Origin of the sequence: Campylobacter sp. CFSAN093227 (assembly GCF_012897855.1) — a bacterium.
Classification (GTDB): domain Bacteria; phylum Campylobacterota; class Campylobacteria; order Campylobacterales; family Campylobacteraceae; genus Campylobacter_D; species Campylobacter_D jejuni.
The window spans coordinates 1484814-1510737 of sequence record NZ_CP040610.1 but is presented as its reverse complement, the minus strand read 5'-3'; the positions used below and the strand labels follow the sequence as shown (position 1 = coordinate 1510737).

At 30.2% G+C, this 25924-nt stretch carries 18 protein-coding genes and 6 pseudogenes; 8 read left to right on the top strand and 16 right to left on the bottom strand.

The genetic code is table 11. The features are described 5' to 3' along the window. The first annotated feature begins 1 nt into the window (after position 1). Both fabI and FBF06_RS07835 read left to right on the top strand, forming a co-directional pair. Positions 2-826, top strand: coding sequence for an enoyl-ACP reductase FabI (gene fabI / locus FBF06_RS07840; RefSeq protein ID WP_002923484.1), 825 nt, complete (start codon positions 2-4; stop codon positions 824-826). A gap of 3 nt (positions 827-829) precedes the next feature. Beyond that, on the top strand, positions 830-2323 hold the full coding sequence (locus FBF06_RS07835; RefSeq protein ID WP_168977617.1) for a hydrogenase small subunit: 1494 nt from the start codon (positions 830-832) through the stop codon (positions 2321-2323). Here the strand turns inward: FBF06_RS07835 and feoB are convergent. The 7 genes and pseudogenes from feoB to FBF06_RS07800 all read right to left on the bottom strand — a co-directional run bounded on the left by feoB (position 2320) and on the right by FBF06_RS07800 (position 10114). Further along, positions 2320-4158: pseudogene (gene feoB, locus FBF06_RS07830) on the bottom strand (ferrous iron transport protein B). The gene FBF06_RS07835 and the pseudogene feoB sit on opposite strands and share 4 nt — an antisense overlap. After that, positions 4155-4364, bottom strand: a pseudogene (locus tag FBF06_RS07825) (FeoA domain-containing protein); the annotation flags it as partial. The pseudogenes feoB and FBF06_RS07825, both read right to left, overlap by 4 nt. A 95-nt stretch (positions 4365-4459) precedes the next feature. Next, positions 4460-5749 (bottom strand): annotated as a pseudogene (locus FBF06_RS07820) (MmgE/PrpD family protein). Positions 5750-5757: 8 nt separating this feature from the next. Next, positions 5758-7124 (bottom strand): annotated as a pseudogene (purB, locus tag FBF06_RS07815) (adenylosuccinate lyase). Positions 7125-7133: 9 nt separating this feature from the next. Further along, the gene (locus FBF06_RS07810; protein ID WP_002901821.1) at positions 7134-8297 is read right to left on the bottom strand and encodes a PLP-dependent aspartate aminotransferase family protein; all 1164 of its coding nucleotides are present in this window, start codon (positions 8295-8297) and stop codon (positions 7134-7136) included. 12 nt (positions 8298-8309) lie between these two features. Next, a pseudogene (gene dcuC / locus FBF06_RS07805) lies at positions 8310-9748 on the bottom strand (C4-dicarboxylate transporter DcuC). A 3-nt stretch (positions 9749-9751) separates the two neighbouring features. Beyond that, positions 9752-10114 carry a RidA family protein gene (locus FBF06_RS07800; RefSeq protein WP_002862060.1) on the bottom strand — a complete coding sequence of 121 codons (363 nt, stop codon included), beginning with the start codon at positions 10112-10114 and terminating at the stop codon, positions 9752-9754. A gap of 167 nt (positions 10115-10281) precedes the next feature. On the opposite strand from FBF06_RS07800, the gene FBF06_RS07795 reads away from it, so the two are divergent. Continuing rightward, positions 10282-10938 (top strand): transcriptional regulator, encoded by a 657-nt coding sequence (locus tag FBF06_RS07795; protein WP_002858310.1) that lies wholly within the window; start codon positions 10282-10284, stop codon positions 10936-10938. On the opposite strand, the gene FBF06_RS07790 is transcribed toward FBF06_RS07795, so the two are convergent. Both FBF06_RS07790 and FBF06_RS07785 read right to left on the bottom strand, forming a co-directional pair. Then, on the bottom strand, positions 10939-11409 hold the full coding sequence (locus FBF06_RS07790; RefSeq protein WP_002864221.1) for a Cj1386 family hemin-binding protein: 471 nt from the start codon (positions 11407-11409) through the stop codon (positions 10939-10941). Between the two features lie 56 nt (positions 11410-11465). Continuing rightward, on the bottom strand, positions 11466-12890 hold the full coding sequence (locus FBF06_RS07785) for a catalase (protein WP_002864222.1): 1425 nt from the start codon (positions 12888-12890) through the stop codon (positions 11466-11468). 170 nt (positions 12891-13060) lie between these two features. Here FBF06_RS07785 and FBF06_RS07780 point away from each other — a divergent pair, with 170 nt between their 5' ends. Genes FBF06_RS07780 through fldA form a run of 3 tightly spaced genes read left to right on the top strand, consistent with a single transcriptional unit; the run spans position 13061 to position 14563 of the window. After that, complete coding sequence (locus FBF06_RS07780) at positions 13061-13375, top strand: DUF2325 domain-containing protein (RefSeq protein ID WP_002855637.1); 315 nt, start codon at positions 13061-13063, stop codon at positions 13373-13375. A 2-nt stretch (positions 13376-13377) separates the two neighbouring features. Next, positions 13378-14061 (top strand): hypothetical protein, encoded by a 684-nt coding sequence (locus tag FBF06_RS07775; RefSeq protein WP_002923870.1) that lies wholly within the window; start codon positions 13378-13380, stop codon positions 14059-14061. 10 nt (positions 14062-14071) lie between these two features. Continuing rightward, positions 14072-14563 carry a flavodoxin FldA gene (gene fldA, locus FBF06_RS07770; RefSeq protein WP_002859666.1) on the top strand — a complete coding sequence of 164 codons (492 nt, stop codon included), beginning with the start codon at positions 14072-14074 and terminating at the stop codon, positions 14561-14563. Positions 14564-14607: 44 nt separating this feature from the next. On the opposite strand, the pseudogene FBF06_RS07765 reads toward fldA, so the two are convergent. The 4 genes and pseudogenes from FBF06_RS07765 to selA all read right to left on the bottom strand — a co-directional run bounded on the left by FBF06_RS07765 (position 14608) and on the right by selA (position 19027). Next, a pseudogene (locus FBF06_RS07765) lies at positions 14608-15138 on the bottom strand (hypothetical protein). A gap of 5 nt (positions 15139-15143) precedes the next feature. Continuing rightward, positions 15144-15854: a DsbA family protein gene (locus FBF06_RS07760; RefSeq protein WP_002868471.1), complete on the bottom strand. Its 711-nt coding sequence runs from the start codon at positions 15852-15854 to the stop codon at positions 15144-15146. A gap of 48 nt (positions 15855-15902) precedes the next feature. Beyond that, positions 15903-17708, bottom strand: coding sequence for a selenocysteine-specific translation elongation factor (gene selB / locus FBF06_RS07755; RefSeq protein ID WP_002864227.1), 1806 nt, complete (start codon positions 17706-17708; stop codon positions 15903-15905). Next, entirely contained in the window at positions 17705-19027 is a 1323-nt protein-coding gene (gene selA, locus FBF06_RS07750) for an L-seryl-tRNA(Sec) selenium transferase (RefSeq protein ID WP_002856163.1), read from the bottom strand. The genes selB and selA overlap by 4 nt, the downstream gene beginning before the upstream one ends. A 77-nt stretch (positions 19028-19104) precedes the next feature. Between selA and FBF06_RS07745 the strand changes: the two genes are divergently transcribed. Next, entirely contained in the window at positions 19105-20778 is a 1674-nt protein-coding gene (locus tag FBF06_RS07745) for a 4Fe-4S dicluster domain-containing protein (protein WP_002918081.1), read from the top strand. Here the strand turns inward: FBF06_RS07745 and FBF06_RS07740 are convergent. Continuing rightward, positions 20775-22076, bottom strand: a complete 1302-nt coding sequence (locus FBF06_RS07740) for an MFS transporter (protein ID WP_002884159.1) — start codon at positions 22074-22076, stop codon at positions 20775-20777. The two genes, FBF06_RS07745 and FBF06_RS07740, sit on opposite strands and share 4 nt — an antisense overlap. A 165-nt stretch (positions 22077-22241) precedes the next feature. Here FBF06_RS07740 and rdgB point away from each other — a divergent pair, with 165 nt between their 5' ends. After that, a complete protein-coding gene (gene rdgB / locus FBF06_RS07735; RefSeq protein ID WP_002884160.1) occupies positions 22242-22844 on the top strand; it encodes an RdgB/HAM1 family non-canonical purine NTP pyrophosphatase in 603 nt (200 codons plus the stop codon). A 30-nt stretch (positions 22845-22874) separates the two neighbouring features. On the opposite strand, the gene FBF06_RS07730 is transcribed toward rdgB, so the two are convergent. Beyond that, on the bottom strand, positions 22875-25346 hold the full coding sequence (locus FBF06_RS07730) for an RND family transporter (RefSeq protein ID WP_168977616.1): 2472 nt from the start codon (positions 25344-25346) through the stop codon (positions 22875-22877). After that, positions 25346-25915, bottom strand: a complete 570-nt coding sequence (locus FBF06_RS07725; protein WP_002852394.1) for a phospholipid-binding protein MlaC — start codon at positions 25913-25915, stop codon at positions 25346-25348. The genes FBF06_RS07730 and FBF06_RS07725 overlap by 1 nt, the downstream gene beginning before the upstream one ends. Positions 25916-25924: the final 9 nt, after the last annotated feature.

The following is a 25924-nucleotide window of genomic DNA, read 5'->3' as shown; positions in this document are numbered from 1 at the left end:
GATGATTATGAAGGGTAAAAAAGGCCTTATTGTAGGGGTTGCGAATAATAAATCTATCGCTTATGGCATAGCAAAAGCATGTTTTGATCAAGGAGCCGAGCTTGCTTTTACTTTTTTAAATGATGCTTTAAAAAAACGCGTAGAACCTATAGCACAAGAGTTTAATTCTAATTTTGTTTATGAGCTTGATGTAAATAATAACGAGCATTTAGATTCTATCGCTGAAAAAATCAAAAAAGATTTAGGCGAGATTGATTTTGTAGTGCATGCGGTTGCTTTTGCTCCAAAAGAAGCTTTAGAAAATTCTTTTTTAGAAACTTCAAAAGAAGCTTTTGATATAGCTATGCAAACTTCTGTGTATTCTTTACTTTCTTTAACACGTTCGCTTTTGCCTATTTTAAAAGATAAGGGTTCGATTTTGACTTTAAGTTATCTTGGTGGGGTTAAATATGTACCTCATTATAATGTTATGGGTGTAGCAAAAGCTGCACTTGAAAGTTCTGTGCGTTATTTGGCAAGAGATTTAGGGGTAAAAGGAATTCGTGTTAATGCTATTTCAGCAGGTCCTATTAAAACTTTGGCAGCAAGTGGAATAGGGGATTTTAGAATGATTTTAAAATACAATGAAATCAATTCTCCTTTAAAACGCAATGTTAGTATAGAAGATGTAGGCAATTCGGCTATGTATTTACTTAGTGATTTAGCAAATGGTGTTACAGGTGAAATACATTATGTTGATGCAGGATATAACATCATGGGTATGGGCGATGTTGAAAAAAATGAAGAAGGGCAAACTGTTCTTTGTTGGGATAATCAAAAAGGATAAAAAATGGCAAAGCTTAGCAATGAAGAATTAAAAAATATACTTGAAGATCGCATTAAAAAACTTGAGAATTCTACTTTAAAAGAGGATAAGGTTATCAATGAAGAAAGTGTAAAAATTCTTGCTAGGCATTTATCTTTAGGCAATGAAATTCCAGCTCTTGCTCAAAGATTTTTTCAAATCGCACCTAAAACAAAGTTAGTATGGCTTCATCTTTGTGAATGTACAGGGTGTAGCGAGAGTTTGTTGCGTTCTGAGTTGCCAAGTTTTGATGAGCTTATTTTTGATTTTTTTTCTTTAGAATATCATGAAACTTTAATGGCGGCAAATGGCACTAAGGCTGAAGAGCTTTTAGAGTATGTTTTAGAAGAAGATTTTATTTTAGCGGTTGAAGGTGGTGTTGCAGCCATTGATACCTTTTTTCTTACTATAGGAGCGCAAGGAGAGAGTGGCTATGAAATTTTAGAAAAACTAGCCGCTAAAGCCAAGGCTATCTTTGCAGTGGGTACTTGTTCAAGTTATGGTGGTATTCAGGCTGCTTATCCAAATCCTAGTAAAACTTGTGGTATTAGCGAAGTTTTAAGTCAGAAAGTAGTAAATATTCCGGGTTGTCCTCCAAGTGATATAAATATCATTGCGACTTTAAGTTTTTTTGCTTTATTTGGAGTTTTGCCTGAACTTGATGAGCAAAATCGTCCTGTGTGGGCTTATGGTAAATGTTTGCATGATATATGTGAAAGAAAGGCGAAATTTGAAAGTGGGATTTTTGCTGAACATTTTGACGATGAAGCTGCAAAGAATGGAGCTTGTTTATTTAAGATAGGTTGTAAAGGACCTTATACTTACAACAACTGTCCTAAAGTGAAATTTAATGCTAAAACTTCTTGGCCAGTGGCTGCAGGACATGGTTGTATAGCCTGTAGTGAGAAAAATTTTTGGGATGAGTTTGGGAATTATGAAAAACCTATGGCAAATATTTTTTCTTACGCTAAACTTTGCAATGAAGAGTTAAAACAAGAATTTTTTCTAGAAGAGCAAATTAAAATTTTAGAACAAATAGGTTTTGAATTTGAAAGCAATATAAAACTTATTTTACAAAATATAGCTAAAAATAAATTAGGTGCTTCGCTTGTAGAAAATTATAAAAAATCCTTTGAGAAAAACTATGCTTTTATAGAACAAAATTTTGATGAAATTCCTATGCCTTCAAAAGATTTTTGGAAATATCTTGAGATGAGTTTTATTTTGGTTAAAGGCGCATTTTTAAAAGATAAGAATGATTTTTTAATTGCGGCAAAAAATTATGCTTTTAAACATGCAAGTCCTTATGATTTTAAGTTAAATATGAATGCTGAAAAACCAAAGCTTGATGTGAGTAAATCTTTTCGTATGACTTTAATCTATCTTTGCGGTGGGCTTGATTTTGAAGGTATTGCTTATAGTATTTTAAAAGCTTTTGAAGATAATATTACTAAAATTTCATCATTAAAAGCAAGTTAATTTAATAAAATTTTAGCAATATGAAGCCCTATAAAAGCTACTATATAAGCACTTGTGCAGGTAAAAAGAAAGAGAAAGAGAGTATATTTTAGCTTTCCACTTTCTTTTGAAAAAACTATAGTTGCTGCAAAGCAGGGATTATAAATCATTACAAATAAAATAAAAGCCACTGCACTTGGTATAGGTATGTTTTTAGCGATAATTCCTTTTAAATCATTATTTGTTTCATCTACATCTTTTCCTAGTGAATAAAGCACGCCCATAGTTGAGATCATCACTTCTTTAGCAGCCAAACCACTGATTAAAGATACGCTTAATTTCCAATCTAACTCAAGGGGTTTAAAAATAGGTTCTATGCCTTTGCCAAATTGTCCTAAATAACTTTGTTCTATAGCTCTTTCTTGAGCATTAAAATCATTTAAATTTTCTTCACTTTTTGGAAAATTGCTAGCAAACCATATGAGCAAAGAGGCCAAAAGTATGAAAGTTCCTGCTTTTTTAAGATACATTTTGGCTTTATTATAAACCATAAACCAAACTAAATGCCAATTTGGCATACGATATTTTGGCATTTCCATAACAAAAGGTTCATCAAGTCCACGAAATGCTGTCATTCTTAAAAATTTTGCAGCACAAAGTCCCAAAATCGCACCTAAAATATAAATTCCAAAAAGATAATTTCCTGCTTTTTCACTTGGAAAAAAAGCACCGATAAAAAGCACATATACAGGAAGTCTTGCTCCGCAACTCATAAAATTGATCACAAAAAGAGTTAAAAGTCTATCTCTTTTGTTCTTAAGAGTGCGTGTAGCCATAAAAGCAGGTACCGAACAACCAAAACCAGTGATTAGCGGAATAAAACTTTTACCATGCAAACCAAATTTATGTAAAATCCCATCAAGTAAAAAAGCTATTCTTGACATATAGCCTGTGGTTTCTAAAAGAGCTATGCCTAAAAATAAAATCATTATATTAGGTAAAAAAAGTATCACAGCACCAACACCTGCGATAATCCCATCAGCTAAAGCTGAAGCGATGAAGGTATTAGAAATATTGTTTTTAACAAGTTCACCTAAGGCATTAAAGCCTGATTCTATATAATCCATAGGAATTTGCCCTAAGCTAAAGGTGAGTTGAAATAAAAGCCACATTAAAAATAAAAATATAGGTAAGCCAAAGAATTTATGGATAAGTAAGGCATCGATTTTTTTAGTTAAATTTCTTTCTTCTTTTTTGTGTGTGATAATTTTTTTGAAAGTTTATTAATAAAATATAATAAATCTTCTTTCTCTGGGCTTTTTTCACAAAGTGGAGTATAAAATTGAGATCTTGGAATAAATTTACTTTCAAATAAAATAATAATTTTTTGCAGCAAAAGTTCTAAATTTCTTTTGTTTTTGCTGAAATTTCAACAACTTGACTTTGAAATTCTTGGCTTAAAACAGAAGTCAAGCTCTATACCTTCTTTTTTGGCTTCATCGCACATATTTAAAGCTAAAAGCATTTTTTTATTAAGGCTTAAAAGTTCTACGCTAAGGATAAGATTGCGTTCTAAATTGGTAGCATCTAAAACATTAACAATAACATCATAGTCATTTTGATTTAAAAAATGACGTGTGATTTTTTCTTCTTCGCTATATCCATCTAAAGAATAAGTTCCTGGCAAATCAATAACTTCAAATTCATAGTTTTTATAAAAAGTTTTTGCGCTTGCTTTTTCTATAGTAACTCCGCTAAAATTTCCTACTTTCATATTGGCTTTGCAAAGCGCATTAATTAAGAAGACTTTTGCCTACATTAGGCTGACCTACAAGGGCTATTTTGATTTTTTTCATATAAGATTCACTTCTATGGTTTTAGCTTCATCAGATCTTAGGATAACACAACTTGCATCAAGCTCTACCATTATGGTGGCATTTTTTAAAGAGGAGTGAATTTTTTTCAAGTTTTTATTTTTGATAAATCCAAAGCTTAAAAGTCTATTTTTGAGTTCTTTTTGAGCACTTAAATTGACAATAATAGCCTTTTGTCCATCTTTTAATTATCTAAAGTCATTGTAATTCCTAAATTAATAATAAATATTATAATAAAAAAATGTAATGAAATTATCCTTCTTATAAAAAGAAGGATTAATATTTAAAAAGAAAAGTGGTTTAAATTTTCTAGATTGATGATTTGATCTAGAATTTTGTTAGCTTTAGCATTATCAAGGTAAATTTGTGCATTGGCTAAAAATTTAGCTTTTAATTCTTCAAAACTTAATGGATTATCAAAATTACCTTTATTTATAAAAACATCTTTTTGGATTGTGCGTCCATCTTGCAAACTGGCTTCTAAATGCCCTGGAAAATATTTTGGAAAGCCTTGAGATTTTCTTTTTTTGTAACTGATTTTTTTAGCAAATTCTAGTACTTCTTCACGCTTTAAATTTTCATAAGATTCAAGAGTGATTTTACCATCAAAGAATCCTAGAGCCATTAAAAAAGGCATGGAAAATTTAGCTTCATAAGCACTATTTGGAGTGTATTTTGCTTCCAAAGGATCGCAGATAAAAGAAATAGGAACTTCATCTACAAAACAATGAATACTTTTAATTTCATCAGCTTTTAAGCCATCATTTTTTAAAGCAATAGCACAATCAATAAGCCCATGAGCAAAATGACAACTTGGATAAGGCTTGATTGAAACTTGCATAGTTTGCCAAATTTCTCCTAAGGCTTTGCCAAGTTCTGTTTTATCGCATTCTTCTTCTATGCCAAAACATTTAAAGATATTATTCCTACCTTCAAAAATACTCAAAGGTCCACTCATATGGTTTTTAGCAAAATGAGCTACTATAATACCGTTTTTAATAGCATTGGCAATATGCAAAACTTCCTGCAAGTCCTAAAGCATTGATGATTTGTTCTTTGTTAAGATCTAGCAAGATTGCACTTGCACTTACGCTTCCAAAAATTCCTGCAATAGCAGTGGTATGAAAACCACGCTTATGAAAAGTACCTTTGCTTGCAATGCCTACTCTAGCTGCAATTTCCCAGCCTACTATAAAAGCTTTGATGATTTTTTTCGTATCTTTGCTAACATGAAAACCATAACTTAAACAAAGTGGAGTTAAAATTGCACTTGCATGCAAAACGCTTCTGTATGTGTATCGTCAAAATCTAACGCATGAGAAGCAATGCCATCTAGCATGGCTGCGTATATAGGATCTAATTTTTGATCATTTACCCAAATAAGAGTATTTTTTTCTGTGCTTAAATTTTCAAAAGCTTTAAAAGCATTTAAAACACATTCTTCTTTGCTTGCTGCTATAGCTGTTCCAAGGCTATCAAGCATAAGTTCTTTAGTTCTTTGAACAACTGTATTAGGGATATTTTCATATTTAAGATTGAAAATAAAATCCGCTAAAATTTCACTATAGAACATGATTTTTCCTATTTTAAAATAGCACTATTTTTGATTTTTTCCAAAAATTCATCTACAAGTTTTGGTGCATATCCTACATAGGTTGTTGCATCAAGCAAAGCATCGATTTCTTTTTCTTTCAATACCTTAGATACTCTTTTATCTGCAAGTAAAACTTCTTTAAAGGTTTTTTGTTTTTCGATACCTAGCATAGCATTTTCATAAACAATCTCATGGGCGTGTTGTTTTCCATAATGATCGCTTAATGCAAACATAACACGCTCTGCTAAAACAAAACCATTAAGAGTATTTAAATTTTTAAGCATTTTGTCTTTTTTTACTTCTAAATCACTAAGAGCGAATTTCATATTTGCTAAAACCACAGAAAGCATTAAAAACATTTCAGGTAAAAGCTTCCATTCCATTTTCCAAACTTGACCATCTCTTTCATGTTCATGTCTTTCAATATCACTTAAAATGGCTAAATTTGCTTTAAAGGCATTGCTTACTGTAACTGCATTTTCGCTTACTGCAGGATTTCTTTTGTGTGGCATAGTGCTTGATCCTACTTGTCCTTTGCCAAAAGGTTCAGCAACTTCATCAATTTCATTATACGAAAGGATTAAAATTTCATGAGCGATTTTGTTAAAGGTTGCGTTGATATTGCCTAGTACAAAACCAAGTTCTATAAAGCGATCACGTGCGCTCTGCCAAGAAATATTAGGCACATCAAGTCCTAAATTTTCTAAAGTGAGTTTTTCTACTTCATTGCACTCATTACTTAAACTTGCTTTAGTTCCTACAGCACCTACTATACTGCCTACATAAAGTCTTTTTTCAAGCTCAAGTATTCTTTCAAAATGACGCTCAAGTTCGCTTAACCAAATAGCCACTTTATGTCCAAAAGTAATAGGCAAAGCTTGAAGTGCTAAAGTTCTTCCCATCATAGCAGTGTTTTTATGGGTTTTAGCTAGTTTCGCTAAGGCTTTTGCGATAGCTTTTAATTCGCTTTTTACAAGAGTCATTGCTTCTTTAAATTGTAAAACCAGTCCTGTATCGATGATATCTTGAGTGGTTACTCCAAAATGTACATATTCGCCTAAATTATTATCGCAAGCTTTTTCTAATCCTCTTACAGTAGGAACTAAAGGGTGTTTGGTTTTTTTAAATTCAGCAAAGATAAAGTCCATATCCATAAATTTATAATGAGCTTTTTTGCGATCTCATCAGCTGCTTTTTTAGCGATAATTTTAAGTTTTGCTTGTGCTTTTGCTAAAGCTGCTTCAACATCGAGCCATTTTTGTATGCGGTTTTGTTCGCAAAAAATAGCACGCATTTCCTGCGTGCTCCATGAGTCTGCTAGTAATCTATGATCAAATACACTAATTCCTGTCATCTTATCTCCTTATTTTTTAATACTATCAAAAGCTTGTGTTAAATCAGCAATTAAATCTTTAGTATCTTCAAGACCTATATGAAATCTTACAAATGGTCCTCTTGCACTTAGGTCTGTTGCAGTTCTAGGCGGAGTAGTTACGGTGGCTAAGCTTTCATATCCACCCCAGCTAGCACCAATTGAAAAGTATTCTAGTTTATCTACAAATTTAATAGCATCCTCTTTGTTATAACCTTCTGCAAATTCTATGGTAATCATACCATTTGCACCTTTATGATCACGCATGAAAATTTCATGATTTGAGTGGGATTTGAGTTTTGGATAGAAAATTGTTTTAATTTCTTTTCTGCTTTGTAAAAACTCTACAATTTCATCAGCACTTTTTTCATGAGCTTTCATTCTTACATCTAGTGTTCTCATACCACGAAGTACTAAGTAAGCATCATCAGGGCTTGTTGTAAAGCCTAAAGCTTCTGGAAGTTTGTCAAAATTTTTCCATTCTTTTTCGTTGATTACTACTATACCCATGGTTACATCAGAGTGTCCACTAAGATATTTTGTAGCGGCGATAACTGAAATATCCACTCCAAGTTCTAAAGGATTTAGAAAATATCCACTAGAATAAGTATTGTCAATAGCTACAGGGATATTATGCGCATGGGCAATTTTGCAAAGTTTTGGTAAATCTATGATTTCATAAAGTATAGAACCTGGACTTTCGCATAAGATAAGCTTGGTATTAGGTTTGATTTTTTCTTCTACATCACTTGCATCAGCTTTTAAAAAATCAATTTCAATGCCCATTTTTTCTAAAAATAATTCGCAAATCGTTCTTACAGGCCCATAAATTGCATCAGTGATTAAAAAATGTGTATCTTTGCTTGCATAGTTTAAAAGCACCATAGCCAATGCTGCAAGTCCTGTTGGGAAAAGTTGTGCTCTATAACCACCCTCTAGAGTGCAAATAAGTTTTTCAAGTTCAAAATTGGTTGTTGTTCCTCTAGCTCCATAACTTAAAACACGATCTGTTTTTCTTAATTCTCTGTATTTTTGCCAAGTTGCGTGATCTTTAAAAAGTATGGTTGATGCACGCATAAGTGTAGGATTGACTGATCTTACTTCAGCGCCTTGATCGCCTCTGCCACAATGAATAAGTTTAGTTTTTGAGTTCATTTTTTCTCCTTTTTAAAGATAGATATAAGTCATAATAACATTTACAATAGCCGCTACAAGCATAGGAATAGCTGTTCTTTTAACCACGGCAAAAGGACTTACTCTTGCAATAGCTGAGATAGCTAAGATCGCTGGTGCAATAGACTAACACATCTTCCAAAGCCCGTCATGATTTGAATCGGTGCTATCATAGTGATAGTTTCAACTCCAAAGTGTTTTGCTATATTTGGGATAAGTGGAGCAAAGCTAAAAAATGCCGCATTTCCTGAACCCATTAAGAAAGCACAAACCGCAAGTAAGATTGAAACAGCGATAATAATAGCCAAAACTCCAAATCCTGCATTTTTGCAAAATTCTATTAAAGTATCTACAAAACCTACAGATAAAAGACCACTTGCAAATACTTGACCACAAACGATGAGTGAAACTGTGATAACAAATAAATGTCCCATTCCTTTAAAGAAAATCATAATAGAATTAAGAGTTTCTACTATGCTTTTATAGCGTATCATTTCAAAAATAATAGCCACAAAAGTTGAAATCACCATTGCTACTGGAACATTCATTTTAATTGCGGTACTAGCAGCTGCTTTGACTTCTTGGGCACTATTTATTCCCATTAAAACCAAGATGCTATCGAGTACTGAACTAAATCCTAGGATTAAAACCAAAGGAATTATAGGTAAAATCGCATAAATTCTAGGAGGTTTTTTAAGTTCTTTTTCTTTGCCTTCATTTTCATTTAGTTCTTTTTCAATTTCTTGTGCATTGAAGACAAAATTATCTTTTTTGTCAAAAAATTTATTGCAAAGATATATTGCAATACCTACAGCTATAATGATAGGTAAAGTCGTAGGGAGTTGATAATGAACAAAATAAATTGCAGGATCAACTTCAGCTACTTTTGACGCCATGATCACATTTCCACTCCCAGGTCCATGATTGATATATTGACAAATAGCAATCACGCTTAAGGCAGAAAGCTTTGAAACACCAGAGCGTACAAGTATAGGATACATAGTAACCATAAGTAAAAGTGCCAAGCCTGCGTGAGAAGGGATAAAAAGAACTAAAAATTGCACGATAAAATAAGCAACTATGAGTAAAACATAAGGAGATTTTACAGCTTTTAAAGGTTTTTCAAAAACTTTAAAAAGTGCATAAGAAGCCCCTACATGATCCATATAAGCAGAAAAACCTGCTATAGTCATAAGTGTAAGTCCAAGCCCTGCTAATGTACTTGACATGGTTTGATTAAAAACTTGAAAAATATCAAAAAAACCTAAATTTAAAGAACCTTTAGCGACAATGTGTGGAGAAAGTCCAAAAATAGCAGCTAAGGAAAGTAAAAGTAAACCACTTAAAAGCAATGCCATGTGAGCATTGATTTTTTTATAAAGCATAAAAACAAGTAAAAAAATGCTAAATAGAGATAAAACAATACCTAGCATATTTTAGCCTTTTTGAGCGATAATCTCTATCTCTACTTTAGCTTTTTTTGGCAGATCTTTTACCGCAAAAGCACTTCTTGCTGGATAAGGATCTTTAAAAAATTCAGCATAAATTTCATTAAATGCTATAAAATCATTAATATCAGCTAAAAAGCAAGTGGTTTTAATCACTTTATCATAACTGATACCATTTTCTTCTAAAATAGCACCGATATTTTTCAAAGATTGTTTGGTTTGTTCTTTGATATCATGGCTTTCTATTTCGCCTGAATCAGGGTTGATAGGAAGTTGTCCTGATATAAATAAAAGTCCATTTGCTTCTCTGTAAGCTGAGTATGGACCAATAGCTTTTGGATAGTTTGACATGAATTCTCCTTTGTTAAATATAGATTAAGCAGAATGCATTTTATCACTACAATAATAATTTGTCAATAGTTTATTATCATAATAATAAAATTTTATTTTTAAGAAATGTTTTAAAGTATAAAGAGTAGAATTTAATATTATATTAATTTTTTATTGAAGGCAGTTTTATGGATGAGGGACAAAAACAACAATTTATAAAGTTGACATATTTTTTAGGAGAAGTTTTAGGTGAGCAATATGAGATAGTTTTTCATGTAATTACTGAAGATGGGGCCTATATTGCAGCAATTGCTAACAGTCACATTAGTGGAAGAAGTTTAGATTCTCCCTTGACTGCTTTTGCAAGTGAGCTTATGCAAAATAAAAAATATTTAGAAAAAGATTTTTTATGTGATTATAAGGCTCTTGTTGGAAAATCAAAATTAATTAGAGGATCTACTTTTTTTATTAAAAATCATGACAAATTAGTAGGTATTTTGTGTATCAATCATGATACTAGCATTATGAGAGATTTAATATGCAAGATGATTGATTTAGAAAAAATTGGAGATATGGGTGATATTTTAGGAAATATTAGTTTTTCTCAAAATGATTCAAGTATAGAAACATTAAGTCACTCGATAGAGGATATTTTAGTTCAAAGCGTAGATTCTAGTTATTTAAATTCTGATTATCAATTAAGCATTACTCAAAAAGAAGAAATTGCTGAAAAGCTATATGAAAAAGGTATTTTTAATATAAAAGGGGCGGTTCCTATCGTAGCAAAATTTTTAAAAATTTCAGAACCTAGTGTCTATAGGTATCTGAAGAAATTTAAAAAATAACTAAAATTTTTTGATAAATTTTAGTATTTTTAGGCTTATTTTCTTTAAAAAATTATTTTTAGATTTTTTGAGTAAAAATTCTGCCACATCTTTGCGTCCAAACATAATAGCAAAAGTATAAGGTGTCATTCCTAAACCATTGTTTTCATCAATATTTGCTCCATATTTAACTAAAAGTTCACACATAGGTAAGTATCCTTTAAAACAAACTCCCGCTAATGGGGTTTGTCCACGATCGTTTTTTTCATCTACTTTTGCACCTTTTTCTAAAAGCATTTTAGCGCTTTCATAAGAATTATTATAAGCTGCAAGCATAAGCAAGCTATTGCCTTTATGAGTTTTTAAATTTACATTTAAACCTGCTTCTATCATGATTTTAAGATTTTCACATTCATTATTTCTTGCAAAATTAAAAGCCATTTTGCAAAGCTCTTCAAATCTTTTTTCTTCTTCTAAACTAAGAGTTGTCATTGTTTTTCCTTAATTATTATAATCTTTAGTTTGCCACCAAAAGTGGCAAGTAAAAATTATTTTTCTAAAGCTTTTTTAATTCCTTTTGCATAATCAGGTGAAATTTTTTCAAAATGTTCTAAAGCTCTAGTGATAATTTTTTCATCAACTCCCTCCATAGAAGTGGCGATATTATGAAAAAGTTGAGTTTTTTGATCATCATTCATAAGATTAAATAAAGCTCTTGGTTGAGTATAAAAGTCATTATCTAGTGGAGCATATCTTTGTGCTACGCCTTCTAAGACTAAATCAGGTTCAAGATAGCTTTTGTCTTCTTTTGGGCTATTATCATAGCTGTTTGGTTCATAATAAGCAGCATCATTTTTATAACTATCAAAATTCATAGCACCAGCGACATTGTAAGTATTCACTTCGCTTTTTGCACGATTTACTGGTAAAAGATGATAATTAGTTCCTATTCTATATCTTTGTGCATCAGGATATGAAAAAATTCTAGCTTGCAACATTTTATCAGGGCTAAAGCCAATTCCAGGAACGATATTGCTTGGACTAAAGGCAGCTTGTTCAACTTCATTAAAATAATTTTGAGGATTTTTGTTTAGAATCATTTCGCCTATATCCATCAAAGGCACAAGACTATGAGGCCAAATTTTTGTTAAATCAAAAGGATTAAATCCAAGTTTTTCTATATCTTTTTCAGCAAGAATTTGAACTTGAACTTTCCATTTTGGAAAATCTTTATTTTCTATAGCATTATAGAGATCTCTTTGATGACTTTCTCTATCTTTTGCTATAAGCTCGGCAGCTTCTTGGTTGGTAAGATTTTTAATCCCTTGTTGGGTTTTAAAATGGAATTTCACCCAAAATCTTTCATTTTTATCATTAATAAAACTATAAGTATGGCTTCCAAATCCATGCATATGACGATAACTTGCAGGAATTCCTCTATCGCTCATAAGAATGGTTACTTGATGTAAACTTTCAGGACATAAACTCCAAAAATCCCAAGCAGCATTATTACTTCTTAGATGAGTTCTTGGATCTCTTTTTTGAGTATGAATGAAATCAGGAAATTTATACGCATCACGGATAAAAAAAGTTGGAGTATTATTTCCTACTAAATCCCAGTTTCCTTCTTTGGTGTAAAATTTAATGGCAAATCCACGTACATCACGCTCAGCATCTGCTGCACCTGCTTCACCTGCAACAGTAGAAAAGCGTAGGAAAAGAGGAGTTATTTCTCCTTTTTGAAATATTTTTGCCTTAGTATAAGCAGATAAATCAGCGGTGATTTTTATTTCTCCATAAGCCCCACTTCCCTTGGCATGAACGGTTCTTTCTGGAATTCTTTCTCTATTTTGATGAGCAAGTTTTTCAAGCAAAAGATAATCTTGCATAAGCAAAGGTCCTTTTGCGCCTGCACTTAATGAATTTTGGTTATCGGCTATAATGTTTCCAAAATCGTTAGTTAATTTTTTCATTGTTTTCTCCTAAATAATAAATTTTATTAATTGGTAAATTATATCTATTAAAAATTAAAATTAACTGAATAATTGCATTTTATTGATAATAAATTTCAAAATAAATTTAGTTTTTTTATATTATAATAATAATTATCAAAATATATTTTAAAAATCACAAAGGAGAATTTATGTCAGTTTTGGTTATTGGTGCAGATGAAATCACTCCTATTAGAGCTGTTTTACATGATTTAGGTGCTAAAAAAATAGAACACTGGGATGCGCGTAATGAAAATAGAGTTAATCGCAAGCCGATTCCTTGTGATACAGAATGTATAGTAATGTTAACAAGCTTTTTAAATCATAATACTATGAAAAAAATCAAAAATGAAGCTAAAAAGCGTAAAATTCCATTAGTTTGTGCAAAAAGAAGTGTAAGTTGTGTGTATTGTGAATATTGTAAAATTTTTAATCTTAATAAAGAATTTTCTTGCTATAAAGGTTAAAGATGTTATTTGGATTTGATGATAAGCGAGAATTTATACCACAAATTTATCATTATTTAAACAATCAAGAGCTTATGTTGACTTTTTTAACTCAATATAATGCGAGCGTTGATAGCGATCTAAAAATTCCTCTTTTATATGCAAAAAATACCAAGAGTTTAAAAATGATATTTGAAAATTTTTTACATGATATAATGCATGTTTCATTTGGTAAGATTCAAAATATAAATATCGAGCTTAATGCATACGCTTTTTGCTTTCAAAAAAGAAAAAGCTTGATTTTTAATACTAAAATATCTAAGAATGTCGATTTTTTAAGACTTTTAAGAATTTATCTTTATGGCATTTGTTTTGATGCGCAAATTTTATTTAGCTCTTATGTTTATGATAAGGTTTCTTTTCAAAATAATGAAAAAAATATAGATCAAGATGGTGATCTTATTATAATAGATAAGAAATTTGCAATTTTACCACTTTGCAAAGAGATTAATACATATAATTTAAAAATTGAAAATGAAATTCATGAATTATTGAATTTAATAAAAGAAAACAATTTTGAAAAATTTTATATTGTTTGTCCGCGTAACAAAAATTTCACACATTTTATTGAAATAAAACATTTTTTGTGTGATTTAAACAAAACTATGTTAAAATTAGTTCCGTATAAAATATCAAACAAATTATAAGGAGAAAATAATGTCAGTAGCAGTAATCTATGGTAGTGCTATGGGAAATACAGAAGGAGCGGCTAATACAATTGCTTCAAAACTTGGAATTAGTGATGTTTTTAATATCTCAGATATTGATGCAGCTAAAATGAATTCTTACGATAAATTAATTTGTGGAACTTCAACTTGGGGAAGTGGTGATTTACAAGATGATTGGGATGGTTTTGATTTTTCAGGGCTTAGTCTTGGTGGAAAAACTGTAGCTGTATTTGGTATGGGTGATAGTGAAAGTTATTCTGACACTTTTTGTGGTGGCATGGGTAAATTAGCTCAAAATTTAAAAGATGCAGGTGCAAATTTGGTAGGAGAAGTTTCAACTGATGGTTATACATTTGAAGCAAGTGATGCGGTTGTAGATGGTAAATTTGTTGGACTTGCTCTTGACAATGATAATCAAGAGGATCAAACTGAATCAAGAATTGATGCTTGGATAGAACAAATCAAACCTTATTTTGCTTAATAATTCTTAAAATCAAGAGTTTTTATACTCTTGATTGTCTTTTCTTAAAAATAAAAAAAACTCACTATTTGATTTATAATTTTATTTTCTAAAGATAATTGACAGCGTTCTTTATTTCCAAGATAAGCTGTTCTAGCAAGAAGACTTGTTTTTTGAGAATTGTGATTTTTAGAGTTGATTTGTAAATTAACTTGCATAGTATAGTAGTTTTCTACCATCCATTCTCCATCACTTTCCAAAGGATCAAAATCATAAAAAAATCTTGCTGAAGTTGTGATTTTTTGGGCATAAGAATGCTTTTTCATATCTACAAGATTGATTAAAATTTAATAATCTGCATTCTCTTTTACTTCTTTTAAGCCTAAATTTTTAAGTTTTAAAGCCAAATCTCTATCCAAAGTAGTTCGAAGTTGGCTAGGATTTTGAAAGGAAATTTTAAAACTTTGTTGTTTTTGTGATCTGATAAAAATGCCTTCATTGCTTGTTTGAATAAAGCTTTGTATGAAAGTTGCATTGGTGCAAGCACTCATAAAGAGTGCTATAAAAAAGCTTAAAATTAAAGTAATTTTAGACATTAGGTTTATTTAATAATAGTTGGAGTAGCGCTAAGACCTAATGAGCGATATTTTTCATATAAGGAAAAAACTTCTTTTAATTCTGCATCACTTACTTTTGGATAATTTTTGATATTTGCATCATAGTATTTGTTTAAAATTGCGATTTTTTCTTTATCATTTTTTGCTTTTTTTGCTTCCTTGTAGATTAGAGCGGATTTTTCAAAAGCAGATTTTCCATGTACTGGAGTTAAAATATAATTAACTTGATAGTTTTTAAGTTCATCATCAATTTGAGCTAAATGTTCTCTACAATAAGGGCATTCAGGATCTGAAAAAACATAAATTGCAGGTTTATTTTTATCTCCCAAAGCTATTACCATGGTTTCTTTTTGTGCTACAGCTTTAGCATTTTTTGTAAAATTTTCTCTTGCTTCTTGAAATTTTTTCATTTCATATTCTTGAGCATAAGAAATTCCCGTTTTCAAGTCGATAAGATCAGGGGTAATAAGACTATCTTTTGTAAAAAGAATGTTTTCTTGTTTTTGTCCATTTAATTCAACGCTTACAATAACACTTTCAAAACCCGTATTACCAACCTTTTGACGATTTGATACACTAACGGTAGTATTTGGAAATTGTGCTTTAATGCTTTTTGAATAAAAATCACTAATTTCTGAATTACTTGCAGCAAACAAAGATGCTGAACAGGCAAGAATTAAACTTAATTTTTTCATAGTTTATAAATCCTTTAAATAAATTATGTTTAATTCTATAATGATTTTCTAAATGTTTGTTAAAAATCTTTTTTCAGCTTCTTTGCTTACTTGAGGAAATTTGTCTAAGTATTCTAAATAAGCAATAGCATATTTTCTTGAAAGATTAAAATATTCTTTCATACTTTGCACATCAAGATTTTGATTTTTTAATAAATTTAAACATTCTTGCATAAGTTTTTCAAGAGCTTGTTTTTCTATAAAAAGATTGTGTGAAAGTCTTACAACTAAGCCTTTTTGGGTAAGTTTTTTGAGTATATTATCTCCGCTTTTTCTATCAAGTTCTAAAAAATCATAAAGATTATAAGGAGCTTCGGGTTTAATACCTTGTTTTTTTAAAATTTCATATAATTGATTATTATTTTTTTCTCGAAGTTTTTCAAAATCTATGCCTTTTTTAAAATAAATTCCATTTTGAAAATCCAATAAATTTGACATCTCTTTAAGCCCGAGTTCGCAAAAATTTTCACTTGCCCAAGTAATCCTTAAAGCTAAAGAATGTGCTGAAAGCATGGCATAAGGATTTTTTTCAAGTATGAATTTGATGAAATTTTTAATTTCTTCTAGACTTTGTAAATGATATACATTAAGATTTTTTTCATCAACAAATACTTGATTTAATTCTTTTGCTAATTTCAATGCTTTTTGATGAGAAAGTTTAAATCTCTGATAACTTGAAAGCAAGCCAAAGCCGTATTTGTGTGCGTCTTTTAAGAAAGAAAAAGCCGCTTTAAAATCTTTATTTTTCAAAAACATTAAAAATTTATTTTTTTGTTCTTTTTTTAAAGGTTCGCTTAAAGGATTTAAAACCTTACCACCGCCTATAACACGATTGTTTTGTAATAAAATAAAAGCCTCATCAAAACTTAAAAATACATTTTTATCAAAACTAAAATGCACAAAAAATTCATCATTTTCTAGTTTTTTTAATATATTTATTTTGCATTCTATTTGTCTTGAACCCACGCAAAAAATCATTTTGCTATTTTGTAAATTTTTTGCTTTAACTAAAGCATCGCATTCTTTAAAGGCTTTAAAATAACCTTTTTTGCTTAGCAAATAACCTTTTTTCAACTCTTTATAATCACAATTTAAACTTAAAGCCACACGGTTACAAGCTTTGATTTGCTCTAGATTGGTATCGTGGTTTTGTATATTTTTAACAATGAGTTCTTTTTGAGTGTCTAAACAGATGATTTTTTCATTTAAAGTGATGCTTCCTTCATTAAGACTGCCTGTAACGACAGTTCCTATGCCTTTTAGAGAAAAAACTCTATCGATATAATAATGAAAAATCAGTTCTTCATCGTTTTCTTTGTTTTCTATGGTATAAAGATAATTTTTTAATTCTTCTATGCCTTGATTATTTTTTATACTGGTGTGAAATACTTTTAAAATGGGATAATCTAAATTTTTTAACTCTTCTAAAATTTCTACACTTTTTTGCTCTATATTTTCACAAAGATCACATTTGCTAAGCACTAAAATGATATTTTTAATATCAAGAATTTTTAAAATTTCTAAATGTTCTAAACTTTGTTCTTTTAAACCCTCGTTAATATCTACGACAAATAAACAAACACTAAAGCCAAAAGCTCCACTTACCATAGTTTTAACCAAATCTTTATGTCCTGGAACATCGATAAAAGAAATGTTTTTATCTTTTAATTTAAGATTTGAAAAACTTAAATTAATGGTGATTTGTCTTTCTTGTTCTTCTTTTAAACTATCGCCTTCAAAACCATTTAAAGCTTTAATGAGTGAAGTTTTTCCATGATCAATATGTCCTGCGGTTCCTATAATAACAGATTTCATAAGTTTTCCATTTGATTAATTGTAAGAATAAGTTTTTGAAGTTCATTTTCTCGTATAGTTCTAAAATCAAGAACAAATTCATCATTTTCAATGCGTCCTATGATATTTTCTTTTCTAAATCGAGTTTGTAGTTTTAAAGCATCTCCTTGAAAAGTTAGTATATAAGTATCTAAACTTTTATCAGGCATAGAACCTCCTCCTACTAAACTTTTGCTTTTTTTGAGTTGGGTTTGAAATTTTAATTCTTTTTGCACTCTTAAAGCTTTTTCTTCTATAAAGGATAAGTCATCATTTAAAAGTTTTAAGGTAATAATTTTTTCATAATCTTTTTGTAAATAAGCTTTTAAGCTTTCATTTAAAAAAGATAGGGTTAATTTATCCACTCTTAGCATTCTTAAAAGTTGATTTTGTTTAAGTTTTTCTATGAGTTCTTTTTTTCCAAGTATAATGCCTGCTTGCACACTACCAAAAAGTTTATCTCCACTAAAACTTAAAATATCACATTCTTGTACGAGTTTTTTGATTTTAGGTTCATTTTTAATCAGCTTTTCATTTAAATTTTCACACCAGCCAGAACCTAGATCATAATAACTCAAAAGCCCTTTTTCTTTTGCTAGTTCATGTAGATCTTTTATATTTGCTTCACTATGAAAACCCATAAGAGCGAAATTAGACTTGTGGGTTTTTAAAATTAGAGCGGTATTTTCACTGATAGCTTGTTCATAGTCTTTTAAGTGTGTTTTGTTGCTAGTTCCAACTTCGCAAAGCTTTACACCTGCAGCTTTTATCACTTCAGGCACACGAAAACTTCCGCCAATTTCTATAAGTTCTCCTCTTGAGCTTATGACTTCCTTATCATAACAAAGAGAATTAAGCACTAAAAAAACTGCTGCAGCGTTGTTATTGACTACTAAAGCATCTTCGCATTCAAAAAGCATTTTAAGTTTTTCCAATACCAAAGCATAGCGAGAGCCTCTTTTTCCATTTTCTAAATCAAACTCTACATTAGAATAATTACAAATGATATCTTTACACGCTTCATAAAGTTCTTCATGGATTACACTTCTGCCAAGGTTTGTGTGTATAACCACTCCGCTTGCATTAATCACACTTTGTAAATCTTTGCGGTAAAAAGTTTTGATTTCTTTTTTGATTTCTAAAAGTAGTTTATCTTTAGAAATTTCATCTTGGGAAAAATTTTCTTTTAGTTTTGCGACAACTTTTTTACAAAAAAATGCTTTGATATAAAAAGGATAGGATTTTAAACTCTCATCTTCAATAAGAGTGTTAATCTGTGGAAAAGTTCTAAATTTGTTCATCTTAAGCCTTAAGAAAATATTTGGTTATTTTAACATAGAATTTATAAAATGATGTTTTAAAGAGATTAAGGAAGACAATGCAAGATTTTGTTTATATAAAAAATGATGTTTTAATCCCTTTGCCTGATGCTATTGAAATTTTAGATCAGGCAAATGATAAAGAAGCATTAATTTGCAATGATAAAAATCAAAAAGCACAAATTTATGCCCCTGAGATTAATTTTTATCTTAAAAATTCTCAAGATGAAATTTTAGAGCAAAGTAAAAATGTTTTAACGCTTTATAAAGCAAGAGCTAGCGTTTATGATTTGGGGCTTGATTTAGAACAAAGCAAAGAAGTGCAAAATCGTTTGATTTTAGTAGATAGCGATACTCAAGCCGTAGAGTTTTTAAAAGAACATGGATTTAAGGTTATTGCTTTAAGCAGTGCAGAAATTTTAGCTGTTTTTGGAAGTGTAGGGGAACTTTGTGCTGTGGTTAAAAATCAAGGCGAAGAAGTGGAAATAGATTTTGATTTTTTGCTTTTTAAAGCTAAGGATTTAAGCGTTGTGCGTAAAGATTTTACAAGACAAAGTGGATGTTATAATCTTTTAAATTTTGAAAATCTTGAAGTATTGTTAGAGTTTTTGCAAAGCAAAAGTCCAAAATATCATTATAAAACTTATATTAGCTATAATGCTAGCGTGTGTCAATACCACGAAAGACGCAGTGAGCATTGTGCAAAATGTGCTGAAATTTGTCCTACTGTGGCGATTTTAAAAGATGATGAAAAAAAGCATTTGGAATTTTCTCAAGTGGATTGTTTGGGTTGTGGAGGATGTATTAGCGTGTGTCCTAGCGGATCGCTTGATTATGCTCCTATGCCAAGAGAAAGTTTTTTTACCCTTTGTGAGTTTTATAAAGATAAAAAAATTTTAATTATTCCCAAAAAAATGTCTTTAGAAAATTTAAATCTTGCTTTACCAAAAGATGTTTTACCCTTTATGATAGAGGGTGAAAAATGGCTTTCTTCTATGCATTTTTTAACGCTTTTGCAAAATAGTGGAGCAAATTTGGTTTTTTATACGGATTTTGTATCTCGTGGTAGCAATGAGGCTATTGTACTTTTAAATACTTTTTTTGAGAGAAAATTTCAAAAAAAAGCTATTTTTGTTGCTAAAGATGAAAAAGAATTGCAAAATGTTTTAAAAGAGCAAGAATTCATACAAGATTTAAAATATGATTTTCATAATAACACCTTAACTACAAGAGAAAATTTTGCCAAAAGAATGCAGGAAATGATAAAAAATGAAGATTTTGGCAGTATAGAAAGTGGTGAATGGTTGCGTTATGGTAAGGTAGAAATTAATCCTAACACCTGTACGCTTTGTCTTTCTTGTGTGGGTGCCTGTAATGTAGGAGCTTTAATCGCTGATAAACAAGAAAATGCTTTGAAATTTAATGCCTCTCTTTGCACGACTTGTGGGTATTGTGAGTTAAGTTGTGCCGAAAAAGATACTTTAAAATTAGTTCGTAGTGGAATGGAGTTTAGAGCTTCTTATTTTGAATATCAAACCATGGCAAAAGATGAGCTTTTTGCCTGTATAGAATGTGGTAAAGAATTTGCCACCAAAAAAGCTGTAGAAAAAATAGCCAATTTAATGAAACCTAAATTTGGTAATGATGAAAATAAAATCAAAACACTTTATTGCTGTGCAGATTGCAAGGCAAAAGTGATGATAAAAGCAATGGGTTTTGCGGGGCAAAATTAGATCTTAATTTTGCCTTCTAATTCTTCTTTATTTGTAAGTTTGCTATCAAATTTAACAACAAGATTTTTAGAGTTTTTATAAATATCTACAACCCCTAAATTTTCACTAAAAGTACTGAAATTTAAAGGTGTTTCTAAAGGTAGATAAAGGTTTTTAAAATCAGCTGGATTTTTTAAGAAAAATAATGCCACAAGCCAAATTAGAGCTAAAATTACTAAAATAATAGCTAAAAGATTTAAGGCATCTAGATGTAAAAATATCCCTCCGATAATACCACCTATAAAACTTCCACCATATCCAAAAGCATTAAACAACCCTAATGCTGCGCCTTTTTCATGAACTTTACAAAATTTTGATGCACAACTTTGCATAATAGGCTCGTGTAAATTAAAACCTATAAAAAAAATCACAACTGCTATGATAAAAAAATCTATAGAATTACTAAAAGTAAAAAAAAGATAAGCAAGTATGAAAAAAACAATTCCTAAGAGTAAAATTTGTTTAGCTAAACCTCTTTTTTCGCCTAAACTTCCAGCAAAGCCCATAGCGATAAAACCTGCCACCATAGAAGCGCTATAAACAATCCAAAGTTTATCAGAAGCAAAGCCTAAATGTTTTACTAGAATAATAGGAATGCTTAAAAATGCTATACTCATAAGCATTTTTTGCATGAAATTAGTAAGATTCATAAGGGCTAAATTTTTTTGTTTAATAAGATGAAAAAAAGGAGTTTTTTCATTTTCATGAGTGATTTTATTTTCTTTAGGTACAACAGTATAAAGTAAAATTATACATAAAAGAGACAAAGCTACACTAAGATCAAAAAGGCTAGATAAACCCCATTTTACACTCATTAAAGGAGAGATTACCATAGAAGCTGCAAAACTAAGTCCTATAAAAGAACCCATTACCGCCATGGCTTTACCACGATTTTCTTCTGTGATAAAATCACTTATCATTGCCGTAGCTACTGCTCCAATGGCCCCTGCACCTTGGAGCATTCTTCCTAAAAGCATGGTGTAGATATTTTCCGCAAAAGAGCAGATTAAAGAGCCTATTATAAAAATAATCAGTCCAATGAGCATGGTTTTTTTACGACCAATTTTATCACTTAAAATCCCAAAAGGCATTTGTAAAATCATTTGGGTTAAGGCATAAACACCAACTAAAAGTCCCACTAAAAATTCATTAGCACCTTCAAGTTTTAAAGCATAAAGACTTAAAACTGGCAAAACTATAAAAAGCCCAAAAAACCTTGTTCCAACTATGAAAGATAAGGGTAAGACATTATTTAGCATTATCAATTTCCTATTAAATTTGAAATTTAAATTAGGATAATTTTACTATGAAATGGATTAAGCATTGATTAACATCGCTTTATCATTTGATATTTAAAAGCTACACACAAGGATAAATTTTATAAAATCATATTTTTGTTTTGATATTATTTTGGAGCTTTTGTTATGAAGATTATCCTAGCTACGAGTAATAAGCATAAGGTTTTAGAACTTAAAGAAATTTTAAAAGATTTTGAAATTTATGCTTTTGATGAAGTTTTAACGCCTTTTGAGATTGAAGAAAATGGAAAAACTTTTAAAGAAAATGCTTTGATTAAAGCAAGAGCGGTTTTTAATGCTTTGGATGAAAAGCAAAAAAAAGATTTTATCGTTTTAAGTGATGATAGTGGTATTTGTGTAGATGTTTTAGAAGGAAATCCAGGAATTTATTCTGCTCGATTTAGCAGTAAGGGCGATGATAAAAGTAATCGTGATAAGCTTGTAAATGAAATGATAAAAAAAGGTTTTAAACAAAGTAAGGCGCATTATGTTGCTGCTATTGCTATGGTAGGTTTGATGGGGGAATTTAGTACGCATGGAACCATGCATGGAAAAGTAATAGATACAGAAAAAGGTGAAAATGGTTTTGGCTATGATAGCCTTTTTATTCCAAAGGGTTTTGATAAAACCTTAGCCCAGCTTAGCGTGGATGAGAAGAATAACATCTCTCATCGTTTTAAAGCTTTAGAGCTTGCAAAAATCATTTTAAAGATTTTAACAAAAGGATAAAAATGAAAAATTTTTTAAAATATATAGCTATTATTGTTTTAATATATGCTCTTTATGTTGGTTTGGAAACTTGGTTTTCTTAGAATAAATAGTGATTAAAAAGCTTGGTAATAAGAACAAACTTCCACTTAAAAGCAAAATCATTACAAAAACGGTTAAAATTCCAAAATAAATCGTTGGAATGAAATTACTACTCATCATAACACTAAAACCTAAAACTATGCTAATTGTGGTATAATAAAGTGCCGAACCTATACTAAGGTGAGAAATCATAATGGCTTCTTCTAGGCTTTTGTTTTTAATTTCTTCCCTAAAACGATAAATATAATGTATAGCATCATCAACGCCTATACCTATAGCAATAGCAGCTATAGTAATACTCATCATATCCAAAGGAATACCTAAAAGCCCCATAAGAGCAAAAACCACACTTAAAGGAATAACATTTACCAATATAGCCGCAACTGAAAATTTTAAATCTCTAAAAACAATGATAAAAAGTATAAAAATAGCTAAAATTACAAATATAAGAGTATCAAATTGCGATGAAAAAAGACTTTGGAGCATATTATTATAAAGTACCATTATACCTGTGATTTGAACTTCTACTCCATCATTTTTTACAAGCTCGTTGAGCTGTTTTTTAAGATCTATTAAAAATTCATTACGTCTTAAATTCGGATCAGAATCAACAATACGCATACTAAATCTTAACTCGTTATTCTCTATACTTACAAAAGGTGAAAGTAAGTCTTGTTTAAATTTAGCAGGTAAATTCTCATTTAAAAACGCAAGAGCAAAATCATCTAACTCTTTTCCATCGTTGATATTTTTCCCTAGGGTTAAAAGACTATTAAGACTTAAAATCGAGCCTACAAATTCTTTATTTTCTAAAAATTCATGAACTTTTTTTGCAATGCGTGTTTTTTTAGAGTCAAACCAATAAGTTTCTTGTGTGGCTAAATTTTCAAATTCGCTTTCAAAACTATCAAGAGTATTGCTTGTATTTTGATCGTTTTTATTATTTGGAAAACGAATGATGACTTCTAAAGGCAAGGTTCCACCTAGATTTTTATCAATAACCAAAAGTCCTTTTTTGATTTCACTGCCATCTTTGAAATAATTGACAAAAGAATTTTCAACTCTGAGTTTTGAAATGCCTATTAAAGCTAAGATTATAGCAAGAACTGAAATTTCATAAATCATGCGACGCTTTTTAGGATCAAGAGCGGTTTTGGCGCAAAAGGCTAAAAGATTAAATTTAAACTCTTTTTTATGATAATTTTTTGGTTTTAAAAGAACTAAGATACTTGCTAAAAACAAATAACTAAAGATAAGAGCTAAACCTATACCTATACTCATCATAATGCCAAGTTTTATGATAGGTTCGATATTTGATAGGATTAAAGAAAAAAATCCTATCATCGTTGTAACAATGGCATAAAGGCTAGGATTTGCTTTCGCTAGTAAGGTTTCAAGCACTATGCGCTCAACTTTAGCTTTGGGATGATTTTGGGTGCTTTCGATAAAATGCGTGATCAAATGAACAACTACACTTAAGGTGATAATTAAAACCAAAGCAACGTAATTTGATGAAATAACCGTGATTTGAAAATTTAAAAGCGCAAAAACTCCACTAGCCGCACTTAAGCTTATAAAACAAATAAAAAGAGGTAAAAAAACAAAGCGCCATGAGCGGAAAAAATAATAAAGTGCAAGTCCTAGTAAAAATACAAGAGAAACACCATAAAGCACAAGATCAGATTTTATATAAGCTATCATATCATCAGCGATCATGCTTACGCCACCAAGGTAGAGCGTATCTTTATTTTTTTCATAATTTCGAACTATGCTTTTAATAGTATCTAGACTTTGTTTCGTGATAACTTTTTGCTTGTCTTGATGTTCTTTTATGGCAAGACGAATTTGATCTTTTTCTTTTTCATCGGTAGCAAGATCGCGTTTTTCTATAAGATTATTATAAACTGTATCAGGCTTTAAGTAAATAATAAGCCCTGTTACTTTTCCATCTTTTGAGATGATATTATTTTTATAAAAGGGACTATTTAAAATTTCATTTTGGGCTTTTGTGCGGTTTATATCTTGGCTTTCTATATTTGGGATATTTTTTAAAAGTTCTTTTAAATCCGTATTTTGCGAACTTTGAAGCAAAGGGGCATTGATGATACTAAAAACGCGTTCTACTAAAGGGGCTTTTTCTAATTCTTCATGAAGTTTTTTTAATTTGGCTAAATTTTCATTTGAAAAAGGTTTTTCATCATAGGGTTTGAAGGCTAAAAGTAAAAAATTATCACTTTTATAATGTTTTGAAATTTCTCTAAAAGTTTTTAAATCTGCATCATCTTCTAAAAGTAAACTTTCAGCACTTGCATCTACGCTAAGCTTAAAAGCAAAAAAGCTTAAAAACAGGCATATAAACAACGTTCCAAAAAAAGTACTTTTTGGACGAGAAATAAAAAACTTTAAAAGCTTTGCAAACATTATTCTATGACAATACTTTCAAGTTTTTGAAGTAGGGCATCAAAGCCTTGGTTGGCTAAAATATCTCCAAATTGTGATCTATAAGTTTGTACTATACTCACACCTAAAACATCTACATCATAAATAAGCCAGTTGTTATTATCATTGTAAAATTTGAAAATGATATTTTTTTCTTCCCCATCTACTACCATAGAAGTGGTTAAAAAATAGCGTTTTTCATTTTTTAACTCACCATTTTTGACCTTTAAAACCTGATCTTTATAAAGACTGAGTTTATCGGTAAAACTTTTTTTAAGACTTGTTTCAAAGGCTGTGGTAAATTTTTCTTGTTCTTTTGGGGTTAATTTAGAATAATTTTTCGAAAGACTGAGTTTCGCCATGAGTTTATAATCTATTATGCTATCAAAAAGTTTAAAAATTCCATTAGCAGCTTGTTTTTTGTCTTCTTTGTTATCTTGTAAAAGTTTTAAGCTTGCATCAATGTTTTTTTGCATAGTGCTAGAAATTTCATCTAGTTGTAAGGCAAAAGCATTAAAAAATAAAGTCAAGATTAAAAATATTTTTTTCATTATTTTCCT

Excerpts from the sequence above, each read along its gene's own strand:
- fabI (WP_002923484.1), top strand. The coding sequence starts at position 2 with ATGATTATGAAGGGTAAAAAAGGCCTTATTGTAGGGGTTGCGAATAAT.
- FBF06_RS07835 (WP_168977617.1), top strand. The coding sequence starts at position 830 with ATGGCAAAGCTTAGCAATGAAGAATTAAAAAATATACTTGAAGATCGC.
- FBF06_RS07810 (WP_002901821.1), bottom strand. The coding sequence starts at position 8,297 with ATGAACTCAAAAACTAAACTTATTCATTGTGGCAGAGGCGATCAAGGC.
- FBF06_RS07800 (WP_002862060.1), bottom strand. The coding sequence starts at position 10,114 with ATGTCAAACTATCCAAAAGCTATTGGTCCATACTCAGCTTACAGAGAA.
- FBF06_RS07795 (WP_002858310.1), top strand. The coding sequence starts at position 10,282 with ATGGATGAGGGACAAAAACAACAATTTATAAAGTTGACATATTTTTTA.
- FBF06_RS07790 (WP_002864221.1), bottom strand. The coding sequence starts at position 11,409 with ATGACAACTCTTAGTTTAGAAGAAGAAAAAAGATTTGAAGAGCTTTGC.
- FBF06_RS07785 (WP_002864222.1), bottom strand. The coding sequence starts at position 12,890 with ATGAAAAAATTAACTAACGATTTTGGAAACATTATAGCCGATAACCAA.
- FBF06_RS07780 (WP_002855637.1), top strand. The coding sequence starts at position 13,061 with ATGTCAGTTTTGGTTATTGGTGCAGATGAAATCACTCCTATTAGAGCT.
- FBF06_RS07775 (WP_002923870.1), top strand. The coding sequence starts at position 13,378 with ATGTTATTTGGATTTGATGATAAGCGAGAATTTATACCACAAATTTAT.
- fldA (WP_002859666.1), top strand. The coding sequence starts at position 14,072 with ATGTCAGTAGCAGTAATCTATGGTAGTGCTATGGGAAATACAGAAGGA.
- FBF06_RS07760 (WP_002868471.1), bottom strand. The coding sequence starts at position 15,854 with ATGAAAAAATTAAGTTTAATTCTTGCCTGTTCAGCATCTTTGTTTGCT.
- selB (WP_002864227.1), bottom strand. The coding sequence starts at position 17,708 with ATGAAATCTGTTATTATAGGAACCGCAGGACATATTGATCATGGAAAA.
- selA (WP_002856163.1), bottom strand. The coding sequence starts at position 19,027 with ATGAACAAATTTAGAACTTTTCCACAGATTAACACTCTTATTGAAGAT.
- FBF06_RS07745 (WP_002918081.1), top strand. The coding sequence starts at position 19,105 with ATGCAAGATTTTGTTTATATAAAAAATGATGTTTTAATCCCTTTGCCT.
- FBF06_RS07740 (WP_002884159.1), bottom strand. The coding sequence starts at position 22,076 with ATGCTAAATAATGTCTTACCCTTATCTTTCATAGTTGGAACAAGGTTT.
- rdgB (WP_002884160.1), top strand. The coding sequence starts at position 22,242 with ATGAAGATTATCCTAGCTACGAGTAATAAGCATAAGGTTTTAGAACTT.
- FBF06_RS07730 (WP_168977616.1), bottom strand. The coding sequence starts at position 25,346 with ATGTTTGCAAAGCTTTTAAAGTTTTTTATTTCTCGTCCAAAAAGTACT.
- FBF06_RS07725 (WP_002852394.1), bottom strand. The coding sequence starts at position 25,915 with ATGAAAAAAATATTTTTAATCTTGACTTTATTTTTTAATGCTTTTGCC.